Consider the following 17769-nt stretch of genomic DNA (forward strand, 5'->3'; position numbering starts at 1 on the left):
TTGCCTGACCGGTTCACTGTGCGCGGCGCCGCTGACGGTGCGCTGATGGCTCTGGCGCTGGGTCAGTCGAGCGCGAGCTGTCCGACCCGCTCGGTGAGCGCGGGGAGGTTGTCCGCCCATTCGGCACCGGTGGCCGCCGCCGCACGTGCGGCGGCGGCCGGTAGCTCCTCGCGCACCGCGGCGGCGGCCTGGTCGGCCTCGGGTATCTCACCGGCGGGCCGCGGCGCCCCGGCGGCGTCGCGCAGCGCGGCGGCGGCACCGAGCAGCACCGCGGCGCTGGGCAGCTGCGGGCAGGCCACCGCGAGCCCCTCCAGCGCGAGCGCGACGGCTCGCTGGTCACCGGTTCGCAACGCGGCGGCCAGCGCTGTGCGCTGCCACGTTCGTGCGTCGGCGAGGTCTCCGGTGGCGGCGGCCGCCAGTCCCGCCGCGGCGCAGGTGAAGGCGACGCCTGAGGGGGAGCCGACCCGGCGGTAGTGCCGCAGCGCCGCCTCATGGTGCACCTTCGCCTCGTGCGGCCTGCCCGCCCGCCGCAGGATCAGGCCGAGGCCGTTCACCGCGTAGGCGGTCGTGCTCGCCAGGCCGAGCTCACGGCTGAGGTCCCTCGCCCGCAGCAGGTGCGCTTCGGCCGCGTCCAGCTCGCCTGCCAGCCCGCAGAGGTTGCCGATCCGGACAAGCTGGTAGGCACGCACGTCCGCCAGCCCGAGGTGGTCGGCGAGTTCGATGACGCGTTCCCTGGCTCGCCGGGCGGCGTCGTAGTCGCCGATCATCTCGTCGATGCCGGCCAGCAGATCCAGCGACTGCGCCTGGCCCCACAGGTCCCCGGCCGCGGTGAAGCCGGCGAGCGCGGCCTCGGCGCAGTGCCGGCCCTGCCCCGGCGTTCCGTACAGCGACGCTCCGATGCCCGCCATCAGTCGTGCGGCGGCGGTCAGCCACTCGTCGTCGAACCGCTCCGCGATCTTGCTGATCTCGTCCAGCAGAGCGCGCGCCTGTACCGGGTCGCCGCGCTGGAACAGCCGGTCCGTGGTCAGGATCGCGACCATCCGCAGCCCGGCGTCCCAGTGGTCGGAGCTCGTCGCGTCGAGCACGGCCGCCGCCGTGCGCAGCGCGCTGTCGGAGTCGCTGAACGCGAGCGCAGCGGCCCAGGCCTGCGCGGCCGCCCGGTCCGGCGTCTGCTCGTCGACGGCGGCGATGGCCTGTTCCAGCACGACGCGCCCGTCCTGGCGCCGTCCGCTCAGCCACCAGTACCAGCCCAGCGAGCTCGCCAGCCGCAGCGCGTCGGCGGCGCGACCGTGCCTGCCGAACGTGCCGATCGCGGTGACCAGATCGGCATGGACGGCGGTGAGCCGCCGGAATGCCGTGGGCTGCTCGGCGCCGCGGAGCAGCCGGTCGGTGCGCTCGGCAAGCACCTGGAAGTACGTGGCGTGCGCGAGTTCGACCTCACGCAGGTGCGGGCTTTCCCGGAGCCTGCGCAGCGCGTAGGCGCGGATGCTGTCCAGCAGCCGGTACGGCAGGTCGGTGTTCTCCGGCTGATGACTGATCAGCGAGCGGTCGACCAGGCGCGCGACCACGCTGACGACCTCGCCGTGCGTGGCCTGTGGCGCGGCGAGGGCGTGTGCGGCGTCCAGGCACCACGGTCCCTCGATCACGGCCACCCTGCTGAGCAGGTCGATCTCCTCGTCCGTGAGCAGCTGCCAGCTCCGGTCGATGGTGTCGGTGAGCGTGAGGCGCTGCTCGGCGTGCAGGTGGGCGTCGAGGTCGGCGAGGGTCAGGCCGCGCAGCAGGCCGGCCGCGACCTCGATCGCCAGCGGCACCCCGTCGGCCCGGCGGACGATCCCGGCCACGTGGCCGAGGTCGTCCTCGGACAGGGTCTCGCCGTCGAGCCGGGCGCGGGCGCAGAAGAGCGCGACGGCTTCCGAGGCGAGCCGGGCCTCGCGGGATGCGGCCGGCTCCGGCGCGGGCAGCGGCTCCAGCCGCAGCACCGACTCCTCCGGCAGACCCAGCACCACCCGGGTGGTGGTCACCACGCGCGCTCCCGGGCAGTCGGCGAGCAGCCGGTGGGCGAACGCGGCGAGTTCGGCGCTGACGTGCTCGCCGTTGTCCAGCACGAGCACCAGGTCGCTGGTGCCGATCCGGTCGCACAGCCGGGTGAGCGCGTCCCGGCCGGGGTCGGCGCGGACGGTCTCGTCGACACCGAGGTCGGCGCCGGTCCGGTCGCGCAGCACCCGCAGGGTCGCCTCGGCGACGGCGGTCAGCCGGTCGGTGCCGTCGCCGATCGCGCGCAGGTCGGTGAACCACACCCCGTCGGCGGGCTGGGTGATCGTGTGCAGCGTGTGCACCACGAGCCTGGTCTTGCCGATGCCGCCCGGACCGGTGACGGTCACCAGCCGTTCGCGGGCGAGCAGGTCCCGCAGCCGCTGCCGCTGTCGCACACGGCCGACGAAGGTGGTCGATTCGGCGGGCAGCCGGCTCGGGACCGCGGTGGCGGCGCCTGCGGACTCGGGCTGGGCGAGCACCTCCGCCTGAGCGGCGCGCAGGTCAGGGCCCGGGTCGATGCCGAGCTCGTCACGCAGCAGCCGGCGGCCCTCCTGGAAGACCGTCAGCGCCTCACTCTGCCTGCCCTGGCGGGCGAGCGTCCGCATCAGCAGGGCCCGCAACGACTCCCGTAGCGGGTGCTCGGCGAGCAGGAGCGCGAGCTCGTCCGGCACGCCGGGCCTGCCGCCCGTGACCAGCCAGGCGGTGGCGTGCAGCTCCACCGCGCCGAGCCACTGCGCGGTGAGCGCCTCGGCTGCGGCGACGGCGTAGGGATAGTCCTGGTACTCGGGCAGCGGCGGCCCCCGCCAGAGTGCGAGCGCATCCTCCAGCAGGGCGTAGGCGCGGGCGGTGTGGCCCGCGTCGAGCGCACGCCTGCCGTCGCCGACGAGGTGGGCGAAGCGGGCGGCGTCGAGCATGTCGACGGGCACGTTCAGCTGGTAGGCGCCGTCCCGGGCGGCCAGTATGGCCCGGCCGCGGTCGGGGTCGCCGGGTGCCAGCGCGCTGCGCAGACTGGACACCTTGGCCTGCAACGCGTTCAGCGCCTTCGCGGGCGGGTTGGCGCCCCAGAGCTCGTCGATGATCCGCTCGGCGGCGATCGGCCGGTTCCGGTGTACGAGCAGGAAGCCGAGCAGGGCGCGCTGTTTCGCCCCGGGCACCGGAACACTGGTGTCCCCGTCCCGGACGGCCAGCCCGCCCAGGATCTCGAACCGCATACCAGAAGGGTACGGGGCTCTGGGGCCCTGGCGTAGCCGTTTTTCAGCTCTTGCCGCCGGATGCGCGGGCGTACCGGTCGACGTGGCTCGCGTAGGCGTCGCCGAGCCTGCGGAGCACTCCGAGGCCCGCGCGCAGGTCGAGCAGGAGGTTGCCGGAGCCGTGCCGGGTCACCCGGCCGAGTACGGCCAGCACGGTCATCATGAGGAGGAGGAAAAGCACGGTCGCTGTCATGGCATCGAGTGTTGCCGGTGCCGCTGACGATCGGCTGATGCTCGCCGGAGGGGAAGGATTGGCTGAGCACAGGAGCGTTGAGCACAGGAGCGTTGAGCACAGGAGCGCTGAGCAGAGGAGCACTGCCCTGCGTCCGCCAGGGCTCGGCGCCGTCACCGCCGTTCTCGGCGCGACGGCGCTGATCGGCTGGCACGGGTCCCGGTTCGGCAACTGGATCGTCGACGATGCCGCGATCACGTTCGCCTACGCCCGCAGCATCGCCGAGGGGCACGGCCCCGTGCTCCAGCCCGGCGCGGAACCGAGCGAGGGCTTCTCCAACCCGTCCTGGCTCCTGCTGCTCACCCTCGGCCGCCTGCTCGGCCTGTTCGACCACGGGAGGATCCTGGGTGTTCCCGACTACGTGGTCTTTCCGAAGGCGCTCGCGCTGGTGTGCTGTGCCGGGATCGTGGCCGCCTGCCACTACGCGGCGGCGCGGGTCACCAGCAGGCCGGCGGTGGTGACCTTCGTCGCCGGCGTGCTGCTCGCGGCCAACCCGTCCTTCGTGATCTGGAGCTTCTCCGGCCTGGAGAACGCTCTCTTCGCGCTGGCCGTGACCTGGCTGGCCGTGGTGCTGTTCCGCGCGGCCGTGGACGGGCGCCTCGCGGCGCCGGGCATCGCGGTGATCGCCGGAGCGCTCGCCGCGCTGGCCGCGCTCACCAGGCCCGACGGCCTGATCTATGCGCTGGCGTACCCGCTTGCGCTGCTGGTGCTGGGCGAGCGTGCGACTCTCGGTGCGAGCGCGCGGTCGGCGCTGCTGTCCTCGATCGCCTTCGCCTTCCCGGTCGGCGGTTACCTCGGCTGGCGATACCTCGAGTTCGGTCACCTGCTGTCGTTGCCGGCGGTCGCCAAGAACCAGGAGCTGCCCGAGTTCGCCGACCTGGCTCGCAGCGGGGAGCTCGTCGAGTACGTCGGCGCGCCCGCCGGGATCGCCTTCGCGGTGCTCGTCGGCCTGGTGCTGTCCCGGCCGTCGGCGGCGCGTACCGGAATGATCCCGCTGCTGGTGACCGGGCTGCTGGCCGTGGGCGCCTATGCCATGCTCAAACCGGACTGGATGGGGGAGCTTCGCTTCGCGACCCCGGTCTGGGCGCTCGGCGCGCCTGCCGGCGCGCTCGCGGGGGCGGCCGCCCTGCGGCAGGTGGGGATCCGCGGCCGCGTGGTGCTCAGCGCGATCCTGGCCGTCGCGCTCGCCCTGTCCGGCACCCTCTTCGCGTCCGCTTCGGAGAAGTTCCGCGCCGCGCCGACAGTGCCGATGTGCGTCGTCGCCGAGCGGTTCGGCCGCGCCTTCAACGGTTATGCCGACATCGCCGGGATCGAGCGCGGCTCGTTGCTGCTTCCCGACGTCGGCGCCACGGCACTGATCAGCCGGTTGCGCGTGGTCGACCTGGCAGGGCTCACCGAACCCAGGATCGCGGAGTTCTGGTCGAACCGGCAGTGGACCGCGCTGCGCGACCACGTCTACGACGAGCTGCGGCCGACATTCATCCATGCCCACGGCGTGTGGGGCGGGCGCACCGGAATCGTGCGGGACCCCCGGCTGGACCGGGACTACGCGCTGATCCGGTCGACGTCGGAGGGCAGCGGTGACTGGGTGCGCAGGGATGCCGTATCCGGTCCGGCGGAGCTGGCCGAGCTGCGAGCCTATGCGCGGGACGAGGTGGCCAGAGCCACGGCGGCGGCGCATGGGGCGTCGCTCGGTCACTGTGGACCCACGCTTCGGCCGGGGCAGCTCCCCACGGGTGGGTGACGGCTAGCGTATTTCTACACTTTCTTAACTTCACAACATCCTGAAAGACCTGTACATTCCGGGACATGACGATCACGCCGCTCACCGCTGCCAGGGGCCTGCCCCTGGACCGGGTTGGCCGCCTGTCGTCGTCGCACGCGGGGGCACGCAAGGCGGACTCCGATCCACCGCGATAGGTAGCCCTGCCCACCGGACCGTGCGCCGTGTCCGGTGGGCACCACCTCGTGAAGCGGTCCTGTCGGCGCGTGCTCCGCACGCATCGCCGGCGCCGCGTATCCGCCCCTGTCACACGATGAAGACGAGGAATCCGCCATGCCTGAACCAGCCGAACTCCGGGCCGGGGACACCGCGATCGAGGTGTCCGGCCTGAACAAGTCCTTCGGCGCCACCAAGGCGCTCGACCAGCTCGACCTGAACGTGCGCACGGGTGAGGTGCACGGCTTTCTCGGCCCGAACGGGGCGGGCAAGTCGACGACCATCCGGGTGCTCCTCGGCCTGCTGCGGGCCGACTCGGGCCGCGCGACCGTGCTCGGTGGCCACCCGTGGCACGACGCGGTCGCCCTGCACCGCAGGCTCGCCTATGTGCCGGGCGACGTGAACCTGTGGCCAACCCTCACCGGCGGCGAGGCGATCGACCTCTTCGCCCGGCTGCGCGGTGGTTTCGACCGCCGCAGGCGCAACGAGTTGTGCGAACGGTTCGACCTCGACCCGACGAAGAAGGGCCGTACCTACTCGAAGGGCAACCGGCAGAAGGTGGCGATCGTCGCCGCGCTCGCGTCCGATGTGGAGCTACTGATCCTGGACGAGCCCACGGCGGGACTCGACCCGCTGATGGAGACGATCTTCGCCGAGTGCATCCGCGAGGTGAAGGGCGCCGGCCGCACGGTGCTGCTCTCCAGCCACATCCTGGCGCAGGTGGAGGCACTCGGTGACCGTGTCTCGATCATCCGGCAGGGACACATCGTGGAGTCGGGCACGCTGTCCGAGCTGCGGCATCTGACCCGCACATCGGTGGAGGCGGAGACGCACCGTTCCGCCGACGGGGTGCGCGACCTGCCGGGCGTGCACAACGTGGCGGTCAGCAACGGCAAGGTTCACTTCGATGTGGACACCGAGCACCTGGACACCGCCGTCGGGCACCTGCACGGCCTTGGCATCCGCTCGCTGGTGAGCCAGCCGCCGACGCTGGAGCAGCTGTTCATGCGCCACTACGGCGAGGAGCTGGCCGAGGCGACGAACGGACGTGGCCGGTGAGCACCACGACCATGCCGCGGGCCGCACCGAAGATGTCCACCCGCCGCGACGATCTCGCCGGCACCGCGACGTTGATCCGGTTCATGCTGCGCCGGGACCGTGTCCGTATCCCGGTATGGCTCGCCGCGCTGACGCTGGGCACGGTCGCCACCGCCCAGAGCTTCGGGGACCTGTACCCGGACGCGGCGGCCCGGCAGGCCGCCGCCCAGTCGATGAACTCCCCGGCCGGGCTCGCGATGACGGGCCCCAGCCACTACCTGCAGGACTACAACTTCGGCTCGATGCTGAGCCACCAGATGCTCGGCTTCCTGGGTGTCCTGGTGGGCCTGATGAGCGTGCTGCTGCTCGTGCGGCACAGCAGGGCCGAGGAGGAGACCGGACGGGCCGAGCTCGTCCGCGCGAGCATCGTCGGGCGGCACGCCCACATGACGGCCGCCCTGAGCGTGGTGGCGGGGACCAACATCCTGCTGGCCGTGCTGCTCACGCTCGGCCTCGGTGGTCTCGGGGTCGAGGGGATCACGTGGAGCGGGTCGCTGCTCTACGGTGCCGCGCACGCGATGATGGGGCTGGTGTTCGCCGGGGTCGCCGCGGTGACCGTGCAGATCACCGAGCACTCCCGCGGCGCGGCGGGGCTCGGCCTCGCGGCGATCGGCGTCGCCTACGTGCTGCGCGCCTCGGGTGACGTGGGCAACGAGGCGATCTCGTGGCTCTCGCCGATCGGCTGGGCGCAACGGACCTACGCCTATGTGGACAACCGCTGGTGGCCACTGCTGCTCGGGCTGGCGCTCGCGGCGGTGCTCGTCGTCGCCGGGTTCGAGCTGAGCACCCGGCGCGACGTCGGTTCCGGTCTGCGGCAGTCGCGGCCCGGCAAGGCGGCGGCGTCCGACGTGCTGGCCCACCCGATCGGGCTGGCGCTGCGGCTGCACCGCGGCCTGCTGATCGGGTTCGGCGTCGCGATGCTGCTGCTCGGTGCCTCCTACGGCTCGATCATCGGCGACGCGGAGGAGATGCTCGGCAGCGTCGACGTCCTCAACGAAGCCCTCGCGGAGATCGGTGGCGCGAGCATCGCCGAGTCCTTCGCCTCGATGGTCATGGTCGTGATGGTCATCGTCGCCTCGATCTACGTGGTGATGGCCGCACTACGACCCCGTTCCGAGGAGACCGCAGGCAGGGCCGAACCGGTCCTGGCGACCGCGCTCTCCCGGGGCCGGTGGCTGGGCGGCCACCTGGTCGTCGTGCTGGGCGGCGCCGTGGTGATGGCCCTGCTCCTCGGACTCGGCTTCGGCCTCAGCGGAGCATCCAGCATGGGCGACACCGGCTTCCTGTGGAACATCCTCGGCGCCGCGCTGGCCTACGTGCCCGCCCTGTGGTTCGTCGCCGGTGTCGCGGTGGCCCTCTTCGGCTGGCTGCCGCGGGGAGCGGCGCTGGCGTGGGCGCTGCCGGTGTACGGCTTCGTCGTCGGCTACCTCGGCCAGATCCTGCAGTTCCCGGGATGGATGAACAACCTGTCGCCGTTCGGTCATGTGCCGCAGTTGCCCGCTGACGAGCTGACCTGGACCCCGCTGGTTGTGCTCACCCTGCTGGCCGCGGCGCTGATCGTGCTCGGCCTGGCGGGGTTCCGGCGGCGCAGCGTCGAGATGACCTGACGCCGGGCCGCTCACGGCTGAGCTTCGACTTCGTCTTCGGCGAAGTCGAAGCTCAGCCAGCGGTCGGGCCTGCCGGTGAACAGGACGAAGGTGCCGGTCGGATCGGCGGTTTCGGTTTCGGCGAGCTCGCGGGCGACATCTTCGGGCAGGTAGCGGGTGGCGACGGCGCGGACCTGCTCGGCGGTGGGCGCCCGGTCGGCGCGGACGAGTGTGCATTCGACGGTCACGTACTTGTACGGCGACCGTGGTTGCTGGACGCAGAAGCTGAACCCGCCTGCCCGCTCCAGCAGGCGGGTCTTGCGAGCCGTGCGCCCCTCGGTACCGGTGAAGAAGGTGAGGTCACCGCCGGGCTGGTAGGCGTACCAGACGGGCACCGTGAGCGGTGGCCGTCCGTTGTCGGCGGCGACGCTGAGCACGCCGGTGTGCGGCTCGGCGAGGAACTGTTCGCGTTCGGTCGTGGTGAGGGTTCTGGGCATGGCCGGTCTTACCTTCCTCTGTGGATGCCTCGTCCGTGGGTGCTGGTCCGGTCTCAGTCGCCGTACTCCTCGTGCGCCCTCAGCCAGCTCATCGCCGGGCCCTGCGGCCAGCCGGGCGGGGAGTCCTCCCACAGTTCCTGCCTGCCGTAGGGCGTGAGGTCGAGCAGGTTGAAGTCGAGCCTGAGCCGGTCCACGCCGCGGCCGGTGGTGAAAGACGACCTCGGGTCTTTTCATGCCCGCTCCCAGGTTGGTTTCTTCGCGGAACGGACTGACGGTAGCACGGATCAGTTCCTTCAGGGAACTATGTGTTCTAGACTGGCTCCATGCAGCGCACCCGGTTCGGCGACATGGCGTGCTCGATCGCCCGCGCCCTGGATGTGATCGGCGAGCCGTGGTCGCCACTGATCCTGCGCGACATCTATGTCGGCGTGTCCCGCTTCGAGCAGATCCAGCAGGACCTCGGTGTCTCCCGCAAGGTGCTCGCCGAGCGGCTCAAGTGGCTGGTCGAGAGCGGTGTGCTGAAGCGAAGGCAGTACTCGGACCGGCCGCCACGGTACGAGTACACGCTCACCACCAAGGGCATTGAGCTGTGCGACCTGCTGCTGGTGATGGTGCGCTGGGGCGACCGGTGGCTGTCCGGTGAGGCCGGACCGCCGGTGCGCTACCTGCACCACGGCTGCGGGCGGATCGGTCACGTCGAGCTGGTCTGCTCGGAATGTGGCCTGCCGATGCACGCCACCGATGTCGACGTGCTGCCCGGTCCGGGCGCCGCGTAACGGGGAGTCCGCCCGCGGTTCGCCCGCGGCCGAGGCGCCGACGGCCGAATTTCTCTTCCACCCCACGAAAGGTCGCTGCCCGCGTCCGCAGCGAGTGGGGAGTCTGTAGCCGCATCGATGTTACCTCGGTCCAACGGCGCTACCGAAACTGGAGATGCTCGTGAGAACAAGACTTCAGCAGCTGATCGCGTGCGTGGGGGTGATTCTCGTTGTCGCCGCGTGCGGGGGTGGCCCGGCCGGCACGAGTGCCGGACCGGCGGGCCCGCCGCAGCAGGGCGGCTCGCTCACCACCCTGGTGACGTCCGGTTTCGCGGGTTCCTGGCCGAGCGGGCTGGATCCCGCGACGAACACCACCGGCGGCGCGAACCTCAGCCACATGAACGCGATCTTCAGCGGGCTGTTCAAGCTGGTGGCCGACGACGACGGCGGCAATGCCCGCGTGGAGCCGGAACTCGCGAGCGGCTACGAGTTCGAGGACGGCGGCAAGACCGTCAAGGTCTCGATCCGCGAGGGCATCGAGTTCAGCGACGGCACGCCGTTCGACGCGGAGGCCGTCGCCTTCAACTGGGAGCGGGCGGTCGACTCGTCCTGCACCTGTGCTCCGCGCTGGCCGCTGGTCGAGGAGGGCGGCATCACCGTCGAGGGCAACACGGTGGTGCTGAAGTTCACGCAGCCCTACGCCGCCGTGATCAACTCGATGGTCGTCTCCAATGCCAACTGGATCGCCTCGCCGACGGCGCTGGAGAAGATGGGCGAGGAGAAGTTCAAGATGAAGCCGGTGGGCGCGGGACCGTTCAAGGTCGTGAGCAACCGGCTCAGTTCCGAACTGCGGCTGACCCGCAACGAGAACTACCACAAACAGGGCCGGCCCTACCTCGACGAGCTGATCATCAAGTCGGTCGGCGGCGACCAGCCCGCTTACCAGGCGGTGCTCGCCGGCCAGGCACAGGTTTTCGAGGGCATGGTGACCACGCCGCTCATCGACCAGGCGCAGGGCAACCCGCAGGTGACCGTGACACCGCAGCCGCCGACGTCGCCGTACGTGATCCAGCTGAACACGAAGAAGGCGCCGTTCGACGAGCAGAAGGCGCGCGAGGCCATCTACTACGCCACCGACGTCGAGGCGATCCGCAAGGGCCTGTTCGGCAACCGGTACCCGGCCGCCCAGACGTTCACCGGTCCCGGCGGGATGTTCCATGACGACACGGTGCCCGGCTACCGCACGTACGACCCGGAGAAGGCCAGGCAGCTCGTCAAGGAGCTCGGCGGGCTGACCGTGCACCTCGGCACGATCAAGCAGTACGTGGCCGAGCAGATCAACACCGCGTTGCAGAGCCAGTGGGAGGAGGTCGGCATCAAGACGACCATCGACTCGCACGAGCTGAACTCGCTGATCGGCAACTTCAACTCGGGCGAGTGGGAGGCGATGTTGCAGACCGCGGGCGCCTGGGACCCGGCGGCCGGTGTGGGCGTCGGCTTCCGGTTCGACTCGGAAGCGCCGTTCAGCGGTGTCGCCGATCCCGAGCTCGACACCCTGCTCGACGACGCGGCCGCCACGATCGAGCCGCAGGAGCGCGACGAGCTCTACGCCGAGGCGGGCAAGCTCATCAGTGACAAGGCCTACGCCCCGTTCATCCTGGCCTTCGCCCCGACCAACATCGCGGCCGAAGGCGTGCACGGACCTGGCGTCACCACCAAGATCCCGCCGGTCCTCGTCAATACCGGGATCCAGTGGGACGAGGTGTGGATGAGCCAGTGACGACGACCGAACCGGTGACCGACGACGCCCGGGAAGCCGCCCCGGGCGCCGTCGCCCGCCTCGTGCACTCGCCGAGCGTGCGGCTGATCGCCAGACGGCTCGTCGCGGCCGTGCCGATCGTGCTCGGTGTCAGCATCCTGACCTTCATCGTGCTGAGCCTCATCCCCGGGGACGCCGCGCAGCTGCTGCTCGGCCCGGAGGCGACGCCGGAGCAGATCGCGGCGATGCACCGGCAGATGGGCCTGGACCAGCCGCCCGTGCAGCGTTACCTGGGCTGGCTGGGCGGCGCACTCACGGGTGACCTCGGCAACTCACTCGTCAGCGGGCAGCCGGTCACCGGCGAGCTCGGCTCGCGGCTGGCGGTCACCGGGGAGCTCGTGGGGCTGGCCTTCGTCCTCTCGCTCGGCCTGGCGATCCCGGTCGCGCTGCTCGCCGCGTACAAGCCGAACCGGCTGTTCGACCGGGTGAGCATGCTGGTGAGCATCACCGGCCTCGCGGTGGCCAACTACGTGATCGCGCTGCTGCTGGTGCTGGTGTTCGCGGTGCAGTTCGCGTTCTTCCCCGCGATCGGCTTCGTCCCGATCGGCCAGGGGATCGGCGAGAACCTGCGCTCGATGCTCCTGCCCGCGGTGTCGATCGCCTTCCCGCTGTTCTGCTTCTACACCCGGTTCCTGCGCGGCGACCTGGTGGACCAGTTGCGGGGCGAGGACTACATCGTGACGGCGCGGGCGAAGGGCATCGGTCCGGGGCAGGTGTTGCTGCGGCACGCTTTCCGCAACTCCTCGTTCGGCCTGCTCACCGTGGTCGGGCTGAACCTGGGCACGCTGATCGGCGCCACGGTGATCATCGAGCAGATCTTCGCGCTGCCCGGCATCGGCCAGCTGCTGCTGCAGGCCATCAACACCCGCGACTTCGTGGTGGTGCAGGCGTGCGTGGTGGTGTTCGCCGTGGTCGCGGTGCTGGCCAACCTCGTGACGGACCTGCTCTACGCCGTGCTCGACCCGAGGATCCGATATGGCAATCGTTGAGGCGTCCGCGTCGCCTGCGCTACTCGAGGAGGCCGGCCAGGGCCGGTTCCGCGGCTGGCTGCGGCATCTGGAGCTGATCTTCCCCGGCGCGCTGCTGGTGCTGATCATCGGCGGCTGCTTCGTGTGGCCGCTGGTCGCGGCGGTACCGGACCCGGTCGGCGGGGACGTGCTGGAGTCGAACCTGCCCGCGTTCTCCGAGGGGCACCTGCTCGGCACCGACCCCAACGGCAACGACGTCTGGTCCCGCATCCTCTACGGCGGGCGGGCCTCGCTCGTGGTGGGCGTCGCGGTGAACGTGCTCGGTCTGATCGTCGGCGGCACGCTCGGCGCGGTGAGCGCCCACGTGGGGGGCCTGCTCGACGCGGTCATCATGCGGGTGCTCGACGTGCTCATCGCGTTCCCCTCGCTCGTGCTGACGCTGGCGGTGGCGCAGAGCCTCGGGCCGAGCCAGGTGAACACGATCTTCGCGCTGGCGTTCTTCTCGGTACCGGCGTTCGCGCGGGTGTCCCGTGCCGCCACGCTGCGGCTGCGCGAGCAGCCGTTCATGACCGCGGCGCGGCTGTCCGGCACCAGTGGCCGGCGGATGCTGTTCCGGCACATCGCGCCGAACATCACGCCGCAGCTGGTGACGTTCTCGATGCTGAGCATGGGCATCATCATCGTGATCGAGGGTGCGCTGAGCTTCCTCGGTCTCGGCATCCCACCGCCCGCGCCGAGCTGGGGCAACATGATCTCCCAGGGACAGCAGGCCCTTTCGGCCACGCCGATGCTGGTGGTCTGGCCGTGCGTCGTGCTCTTCCTGACCGTGCTGGCGTTCAACCTGCTCGGCGAAACCCTGCGTGCCCGTTGGAGCGGCCGATGAGTATCGAGGAAGTCAGCGAGCTCGCCTCGCCCGCCCCGGTGTACGGCGGCGCGGAACCGCTGCTGGAGGTCAGCGACCTGCGGGTGCGGTTCGACGCGAAGGGCCGCCGCGTGAACGCGGTCAACGGGCTGAGCTATCACGTGCACGCGGGCCGGATGCTGGCGATCATCGGCGAGTCCGGCTCCGGCAAGAGCGTCAGCTCCCGCGCGCTGATGGGGTTGCTGCCGCCGACCGCGCGGATCAGCGGCTCAGCCCGGTTCCTCGGTACCGACCTGCTGAGCCTCTCCGAGCGGGAGATGCGCAGGCACCGTGGGGCCGACCTGGCGATGGTCTTCCAGGACCCGACGCGCTCGCTCAACCCGACCATGCGCATCGGAACGCAGATCACCGAGGCGGTGCGCGCGCACGGCGACGTGGACAAGCGGGCCGCGTTCGACCGGGCGATGGAGCTGCTGCAACTGGTCCGGCTGCCCGCGCCCGAGCGGAGGTTCTACGAGTACCCGCACCAGCTCTCCGGTGGGATGCGTCAGCGCGTGATGATCGCGATCGCGCTCGCCGCCGACCCGAAGCTGCTCATCGCCGACGAGGCCACCACCGCGCTGGACGTGACCACGCAGGCGCAGGTCATGGAGCTGTTGCTGGAGCTACAGGAGCGGCTCGGCACCGCGATCATCATGATCAGTCACGACCTCGGGCTCGCGGCGAGCTACGCCCACGACGTGATCGTGATGTACGCGGGCAGGGCGGTGGAGTACGCACCGGCGAGCACGCTGTTCTCACACGTCCGGATGCCGTACACGCGGGCGCTGCTCGGCGCGATTCCGCGGCTGGAAAGGACTCCGCACTCGCTGCTGCCGGTGACCCCCGGCCAGCCGCCGGACCTGACCGCGCTGCCACCGGGCTGCCCGTTCGCGCCCCGGTGCTCCCGCGCGCAGGACGACTGCCACGCCGAGCCGCCGCCGTTCGCCGAACACGAACCCGGTCACTGGTGGGCGTGCTGGCATCCCTGTGAGGTCGGCGGCCCGGCGGAAGAAGGAGGACGGTGACCAGCGATGACCATTGTGGACGAGCGTGAGCCGCTGCTGCGGGCGCGCGAGCTCGTGCAGGAGTTCACCGTGCGCGGCCGTGGCGGCGTCAAGGGCGGCGTGGTGCACGCGGTGTCCGGGGTGTCGTTCGACATCAACGTCGGCGAGACCCTCGGCGTGGTGGGGGAGACCGGTTCGGGCAAGTCGACGCTGGCGCGCTCGATCATCCAGGCGCCGCGGCCGAAGTCGGGTGAGGTGCACTTCAAGGGCACCGATCTGGTGCGCTGCAAGCGCGGGCGGCTGGCGGAGGCCCGGCGGCACATGCAGATGGTGTTCCAGGACCCGTTCGGCTCGCTCAACCCGCGCTGGCGGATCTCCGACATCGTCGCCGAGCCGCTGATCGGTTACGGCGCAGGCAGCGGCGGCGCCCGCGCACGGCGGGTGCGGGAACTGCTGGATCTGGTGGGGCTGAACCCGGACAGCTACGGCAGGCGGCGGCCGCACGAGCTCTCCGGCGGGCAGTGCCAGCGGGTGGCGATCGCGCGGGCGATCGCGCTGGACCCGGCGCTGATCGTGTGCGACGAGGCGGTCTCCTCGCTCGACGTGCTGATCCAGGCGCAGGTGCTCAACCTGTTCGAGCAGCTGCGCAGCGAGCTCGGTCTGTCCTATCTGTTCATCTCCCACGACCTGGCGTTGGTCAAACAGGTCAGCGACCGGGTCGCCGTGATGCACCTCGGGCAACTGTGCGAGATCGGGCCCGCGGAGACGCTGTACCGGACCCCGCTGCATCCGTACACGGTCGCGTTGCTGGCGTCGATCCCGGACCTGGATCCGTCCGCGGCAAGGCATCGCGCGCGGCTGAGCATCCACGGCGAGCCGCCGTCGCCGATCTCGCCGCCCAGCGGCTGCCGGTTCCGTACCCGGTGCCCGCGCGCGGCCGCGCGGTGTGCCGACGAGGCACCGGTGCTGCGGGAGATCACGCCCGGCCACAGCGTCGCGTGCCACTTCCCCGTCACCTCGTGAGTGCCTACCCGAGTTCTAACTCGCGTAGGCACTCACGAGGTTCGTGCTAGTGTTGCCGCGTGACTGCCGGGTCGGCCGAGTGCCATGAGCGAGTGGGTTACCCGGCCACGGCGTGATCGCCAGGCGGGCCAGAGGGCCGCCCTTCTCTCCTGATTCTCCAGTGCTCTTCTGACTTTCCCGTGCGCGCGTGTCTTTCCCGCGCGCCCGGCGGCGCCTGCCGACGCCACGTGCCTCTCGCCTTCCACCCCTGCCGCGCGCCGTCGCCGCACCCACCCCTGGAGCAGAACAACAGCATGTCCATCGACTTCAACCAGCAGATCATCGAGGAGTTTCGCGCCAACCGCGGGCACGTCGGCGGCCCCTTCGAGGGAGCTCGGCTACTCCTGCTCACCACCACCGGAGCCAGGACCGGCGCGCAGCGCACCGTCCCGCTCGGCTACCTGCACGACGGCGGCGGGCGACTGCTCGTCATCGCTTCCGCCGCCGGTGCGCCGCACCATCCGGCCTGGTACCACAACGTGCTCGCCGATCCGCAGGTCACCGTGGAGACCGGCGTGTTCACCTTCCGGGCGGGGGCGGTGGTGCTGGAGGGGGAGGAACGCGACCGCGTTTTCGCCCGTGCGGCCGAGGCCGACCCGGGATGGGCCGACTACCAGGCCAGGACGACCCGCACGATCCCGGTGGTCGCACTGAACCCGCTCGAAGGCGGGCCGAACGCCGAGCCGCTCGGCGACGCGCTCAAGACCATCCACGACGCGTTCCGCCACGAGCTCACGCTGATCCGCAAGGAGGTCGCCGCGTCGGGCCCTGGGCTGGGCGCGCAGTTGCGGATCAACTGCCTCACCGTGTGCGAGGGCCTGCACCACCACCATTCCGTCGAGGACGGTCAGATGTATCCCTTCCTCGACGAGCACCATCCGGAGCTCGCGGCGACCCTGGTGCGGCTGCGTCAGGAGCACCAGGCGATCAAACGGCTGCTCGACGAGCTCCAGGAACTCGTCGCCGCCGAGGACGCGGACCCGGCCGTGGTGCTCACCGAGGTGGAGCGGCTCACGACCGAACTCGAGGACCACCTCGACTACGAGGAGGAGCACCTGATCCCGGTTCTGAACGCGGTGGTGTTCTAGTGCCCTGCACCTGATTGTTTCGGAACTCGCTCGGGTTGGCGCCCCGGACCCGTTTGAACGCCGCGCTGAACCCGAACGGATCGGAGTAACCCACGGTGCGGGCGATCTGCGCGAGGGTTGCGGCCTCCTGCTCGACCAGCAGGTCCGCCGCGAGCGTCATGCGCCAGCGGGTGAGGTAGGTCCGCGGCGGTTCGCCGACCAGGTCGGCGAACCGCTTGGCCAGCGTCGAACGCGACACTCCGGTGTGCTCGGCCAGTGCGGCGACCGTCCATGGCGCCGCCGGTTCGGCGTGCAGCAGGCGCAGCGCGTCGCCGACCACCGGGTCCCGCTGGGCGGCCCACCAGGCCGGGGGCTCGCCGCCCGGCCGGTCGAACCACTCGCGCAGCGTGCAGACCAGCATCCAGTCCAGCAGCCGGTCGAGCACCACCTGCTGGCCCGGCGTGTCGACGGCGGCCTCGTCGGCGAGATGGTCCAGCACGGCGTCAGCGGTGCCCCCGGCGTCCACGCGCAGCACGACGGGCAGCGCGTCCAGCAGTCGGCGACTGATCTCGCCGCGCACCGGATAGGCGCCGGTGATCAGGGTCGTCGCACCAGCGACGTCACCGCCGTCTCCACCGCGGTCGTTCCAGCCGCGCCGGTGCCGGGTCCCGCCCTGCTCGGGCGTCGCGCAGTGCTCGCCGCACGCGATCGGTTCGGCCTGGGTGCCGACCTCGTCGACGAAGGTGAACGTCGCAGGGCCGCGTACGACGATCGTCTCCCGGGCGCGAAGCGGCTCGGGCGGACGGTTCTCCGGCACGACCCAGCCCGCCCCGGTGAGGACGGTGCACAGGGTCAGCGGCGCGCCGTCCACGAAATGCAGTGCCCAGGGCGGTGACAGGGTCGAGCTGCCGAACAACGAGCCGTGGGCGCGCACCCCGCGGATCAGGTCACTGAAGACGTCCACCCTAGCGAGGTTAGACGAACACACAGGCGATCCGGCTTCTCACCTATGGGTTTGTCCGAGCCGGCCGTGTTCAATCGGCGTCATGAGCACCGACGCCAGTTCGCTGACCACCCAGGACCTCGAGTTCCTCCGGCGCCCCCTGCACGGGTTCCTGTCCGTAGCCGGGGGCCACTGCCGCCGCAGCCCCGGCCGGTGTGGTTCGAGGCCACTGCCGAGGGCACGATCGAACTGTTCACGGGCCCGGACTCGCCCAAGGTGCGGCACCTACGCCGCGACCCCCGCGCCTCGATCGTCGTCGCCGCCCCGGTGGGTGAACGCGAACGCTGGCTGTCGGTCGCCGGCCGCACCACGGTGGAACCCGACGGAGCATACGACCTGTGCACCCGCCTGGCCGCTCGCTACTGGGACCTCGACGACCCGGCCCGCGCCGACGACCTCGCCGGGATGCTGGCCGCGGACCTGGTTCGCCTCGTCATCCTCCCGGGGACCGTAAGTCGCTACCTGCTGTGACCTCCGTGACGGCCTGTCCGGGTGCGCCGCGGTTACGTGACGGCCCTTGGCGGCGGCTACCGTGCGGGGATGCATATGCG

General features: G+C 71.1%; 14 protein-coding genes and 2 pseudogenes. 11 read left to right on the forward strand and 5 right to left on the reverse strand.

Annotation, left to right across the window (positions count from 1 at the left end):
- Nucleotides 1-62 precede the first annotated feature (62 nt).
- Nucleotides 63-3245, reverse strand: coding sequence for an AfsR/SARP family transcriptional regulator (locus JAP66_RS17585; RefSeq protein ID WP_199432839.1), 3183 nt, complete (start codon nt 3243-3245; stop codon nt 63-65).
- Between the two features lie 43 nt (nt 3246-3288).
- On the reverse strand, nt 3289-3477 hold the full coding sequence (locus JAP66_RS17590) for a hypothetical protein (protein ID WP_199432840.1): 189 nt from the start codon (nt 3475-3477) through the stop codon (nt 3289-3291).
- Nucleotides 3478-3535: 58 nt separating this feature from the next.
- Here JAP66_RS17590 and JAP66_RS17595 point away from each other — a divergent pair, with 58 nt between their 5' ends.
- The 3 genes from JAP66_RS17595 to JAP66_RS17605 all read left to right on the forward strand — a co-directional run bounded on the left by JAP66_RS17595 (nt 3536) and on the right by JAP66_RS17605 (nt 8160).
- Nucleotides 3536-5260, forward strand: a complete 1725-nt coding sequence (locus JAP66_RS17595) for a hypothetical protein (RefSeq protein ID WP_235999088.1) — start codon at nt 3536-3538, stop codon at nt 5258-5260.
- 312 nt (nt 5261-5572) lie between these two features.
- Complete coding sequence (locus JAP66_RS17600; RefSeq protein WP_199432841.1) at nt 5573-6514, forward strand: ABC transporter ATP-binding protein; 942 nt, start codon at nt 5573-5575, stop codon at nt 6512-6514.
- Nucleotides 6511-8160, forward strand: a complete 1650-nt coding sequence (locus JAP66_RS17605) for an ABC transporter permease (RefSeq protein ID WP_199432842.1) — start codon at nt 6511-6513, stop codon at nt 8158-8160. The genes JAP66_RS17600 and JAP66_RS17605 overlap by 4 nt, the downstream gene beginning before the upstream one ends.
- Before the next feature lie 11 nt (nt 8161-8171).
- Here the strand turns inward: JAP66_RS17605 and JAP66_RS17610 are convergent, their stop codons facing one another.
- Entirely contained in the window at nt 8172-8636 is a 465-nt protein-coding gene (locus JAP66_RS17610; protein ID WP_199432843.1) for a pyridoxamine 5'-phosphate oxidase family protein, read from the reverse strand.
- Nucleotides 8637-8689: 53 nt separating this feature from the next.
- Nucleotides 8690-8836 (reverse strand): annotated as a pseudogene (locus JAP66_RS17615) (DUF899 domain-containing protein); the annotation flags it as partial.
- A gap of 123 nt (nt 8837-8959) precedes the next feature.
- On the opposite strand from JAP66_RS17615, the gene JAP66_RS17620 reads away from it, so the two are divergent.
- The 7 genes from JAP66_RS17620 (at nt 8960) to JAP66_RS17650 (ending at nt 16236) form a co-directional block, all read left to right on the forward strand.
- Entirely contained in the window at nt 8960-9412 is a 453-nt protein-coding gene (locus tag JAP66_RS17620; RefSeq protein WP_199432845.1) for a winged helix-turn-helix transcriptional regulator, read from the forward strand.
- Between the two features lie 154 nt (nt 9413-9566).
- On the forward strand, nt 9567-11171 hold the full coding sequence (locus tag JAP66_RS17625) for an ABC transporter substrate-binding protein (RefSeq protein ID WP_210770293.1): 1605 nt from the start codon (nt 9567-9569) through the stop codon (nt 11169-11171).
- A complete protein-coding gene (locus JAP66_RS17630) occupies nt 11168-12199 on the forward strand; it encodes an ABC transporter permease (protein ID WP_307849601.1) in 1032 nt (343 codons plus the stop codon). Before JAP66_RS17625 ends, JAP66_RS17630 begins: the two co-directional genes overlap by 4 nt.
- Nucleotides 12186-13061 carry an ABC transporter permease gene (locus JAP66_RS17635; protein ID WP_199432848.1) on the forward strand — a complete coding sequence of 292 codons (876 nt, stop codon included), beginning with the start codon at nt 12186-12188 and terminating at the stop codon, nt 13059-13061. Before JAP66_RS17630 ends, JAP66_RS17635 begins: the two co-directional genes overlap by 14 nt.
- Complete coding sequence (locus tag JAP66_RS17640; protein ID WP_199432849.1) at nt 13058-14107, forward strand: ABC transporter ATP-binding protein; 1050 nt, start codon at nt 13058-13060, stop codon at nt 14105-14107. The genes JAP66_RS17635 and JAP66_RS17640 overlap by 4 nt, the downstream gene beginning before the upstream one ends.
- A 6-nt stretch (nt 14108-14113) precedes the next feature.
- The gene (locus tag JAP66_RS17645) at nt 14114-15109 is read left to right on the forward strand and encodes an ABC transporter ATP-binding protein (RefSeq protein ID WP_199432850.1); all 996 of its coding nucleotides are present in this window, start codon (nt 14114-14116) and stop codon (nt 15107-15109) included.
- 293 nt (nt 15110-15402) lie between these two features.
- Nucleotides 15403-16236 (forward strand): nitroreductase/quinone reductase family protein, encoded by an 834-nt coding sequence (locus JAP66_RS17650; protein ID WP_199432851.1) that lies wholly within the window; start codon nt 15403-15405, stop codon nt 16234-16236.
- Here the strand turns inward: JAP66_RS17650 and JAP66_RS17655 are convergent.
- Nucleotides 16160-17179 (reverse strand): AraC family transcriptional regulator, encoded by a 1020-nt coding sequence (locus JAP66_RS17655; protein ID WP_199432852.1) that lies wholly within the window; start codon nt 17177-17179, stop codon nt 16160-16162. The genes JAP66_RS17650 and JAP66_RS17655 overlap by 77 nt on opposite strands.
- A gap of 82 nt (nt 17180-17261) precedes the next feature.
- Between JAP66_RS17655 and JAP66_RS17660 the strand changes: the two are divergent.
- Nucleotides 17262-17689 (forward strand): annotated as a pseudogene (locus tag JAP66_RS17660) (pyridoxamine 5'-phosphate oxidase family protein).
- The last annotated feature ends 80 nt before the right edge of the window (nt 17690-17769 follow it).

Source organism: Qaidamihabitans albus, assembly GCF_016464705.1.
GTDB lineage: Bacteria > Actinomycetota > Actinomycetes > Mycobacteriales > Pseudonocardiaceae > Qaidamihabitans > Qaidamihabitans albus.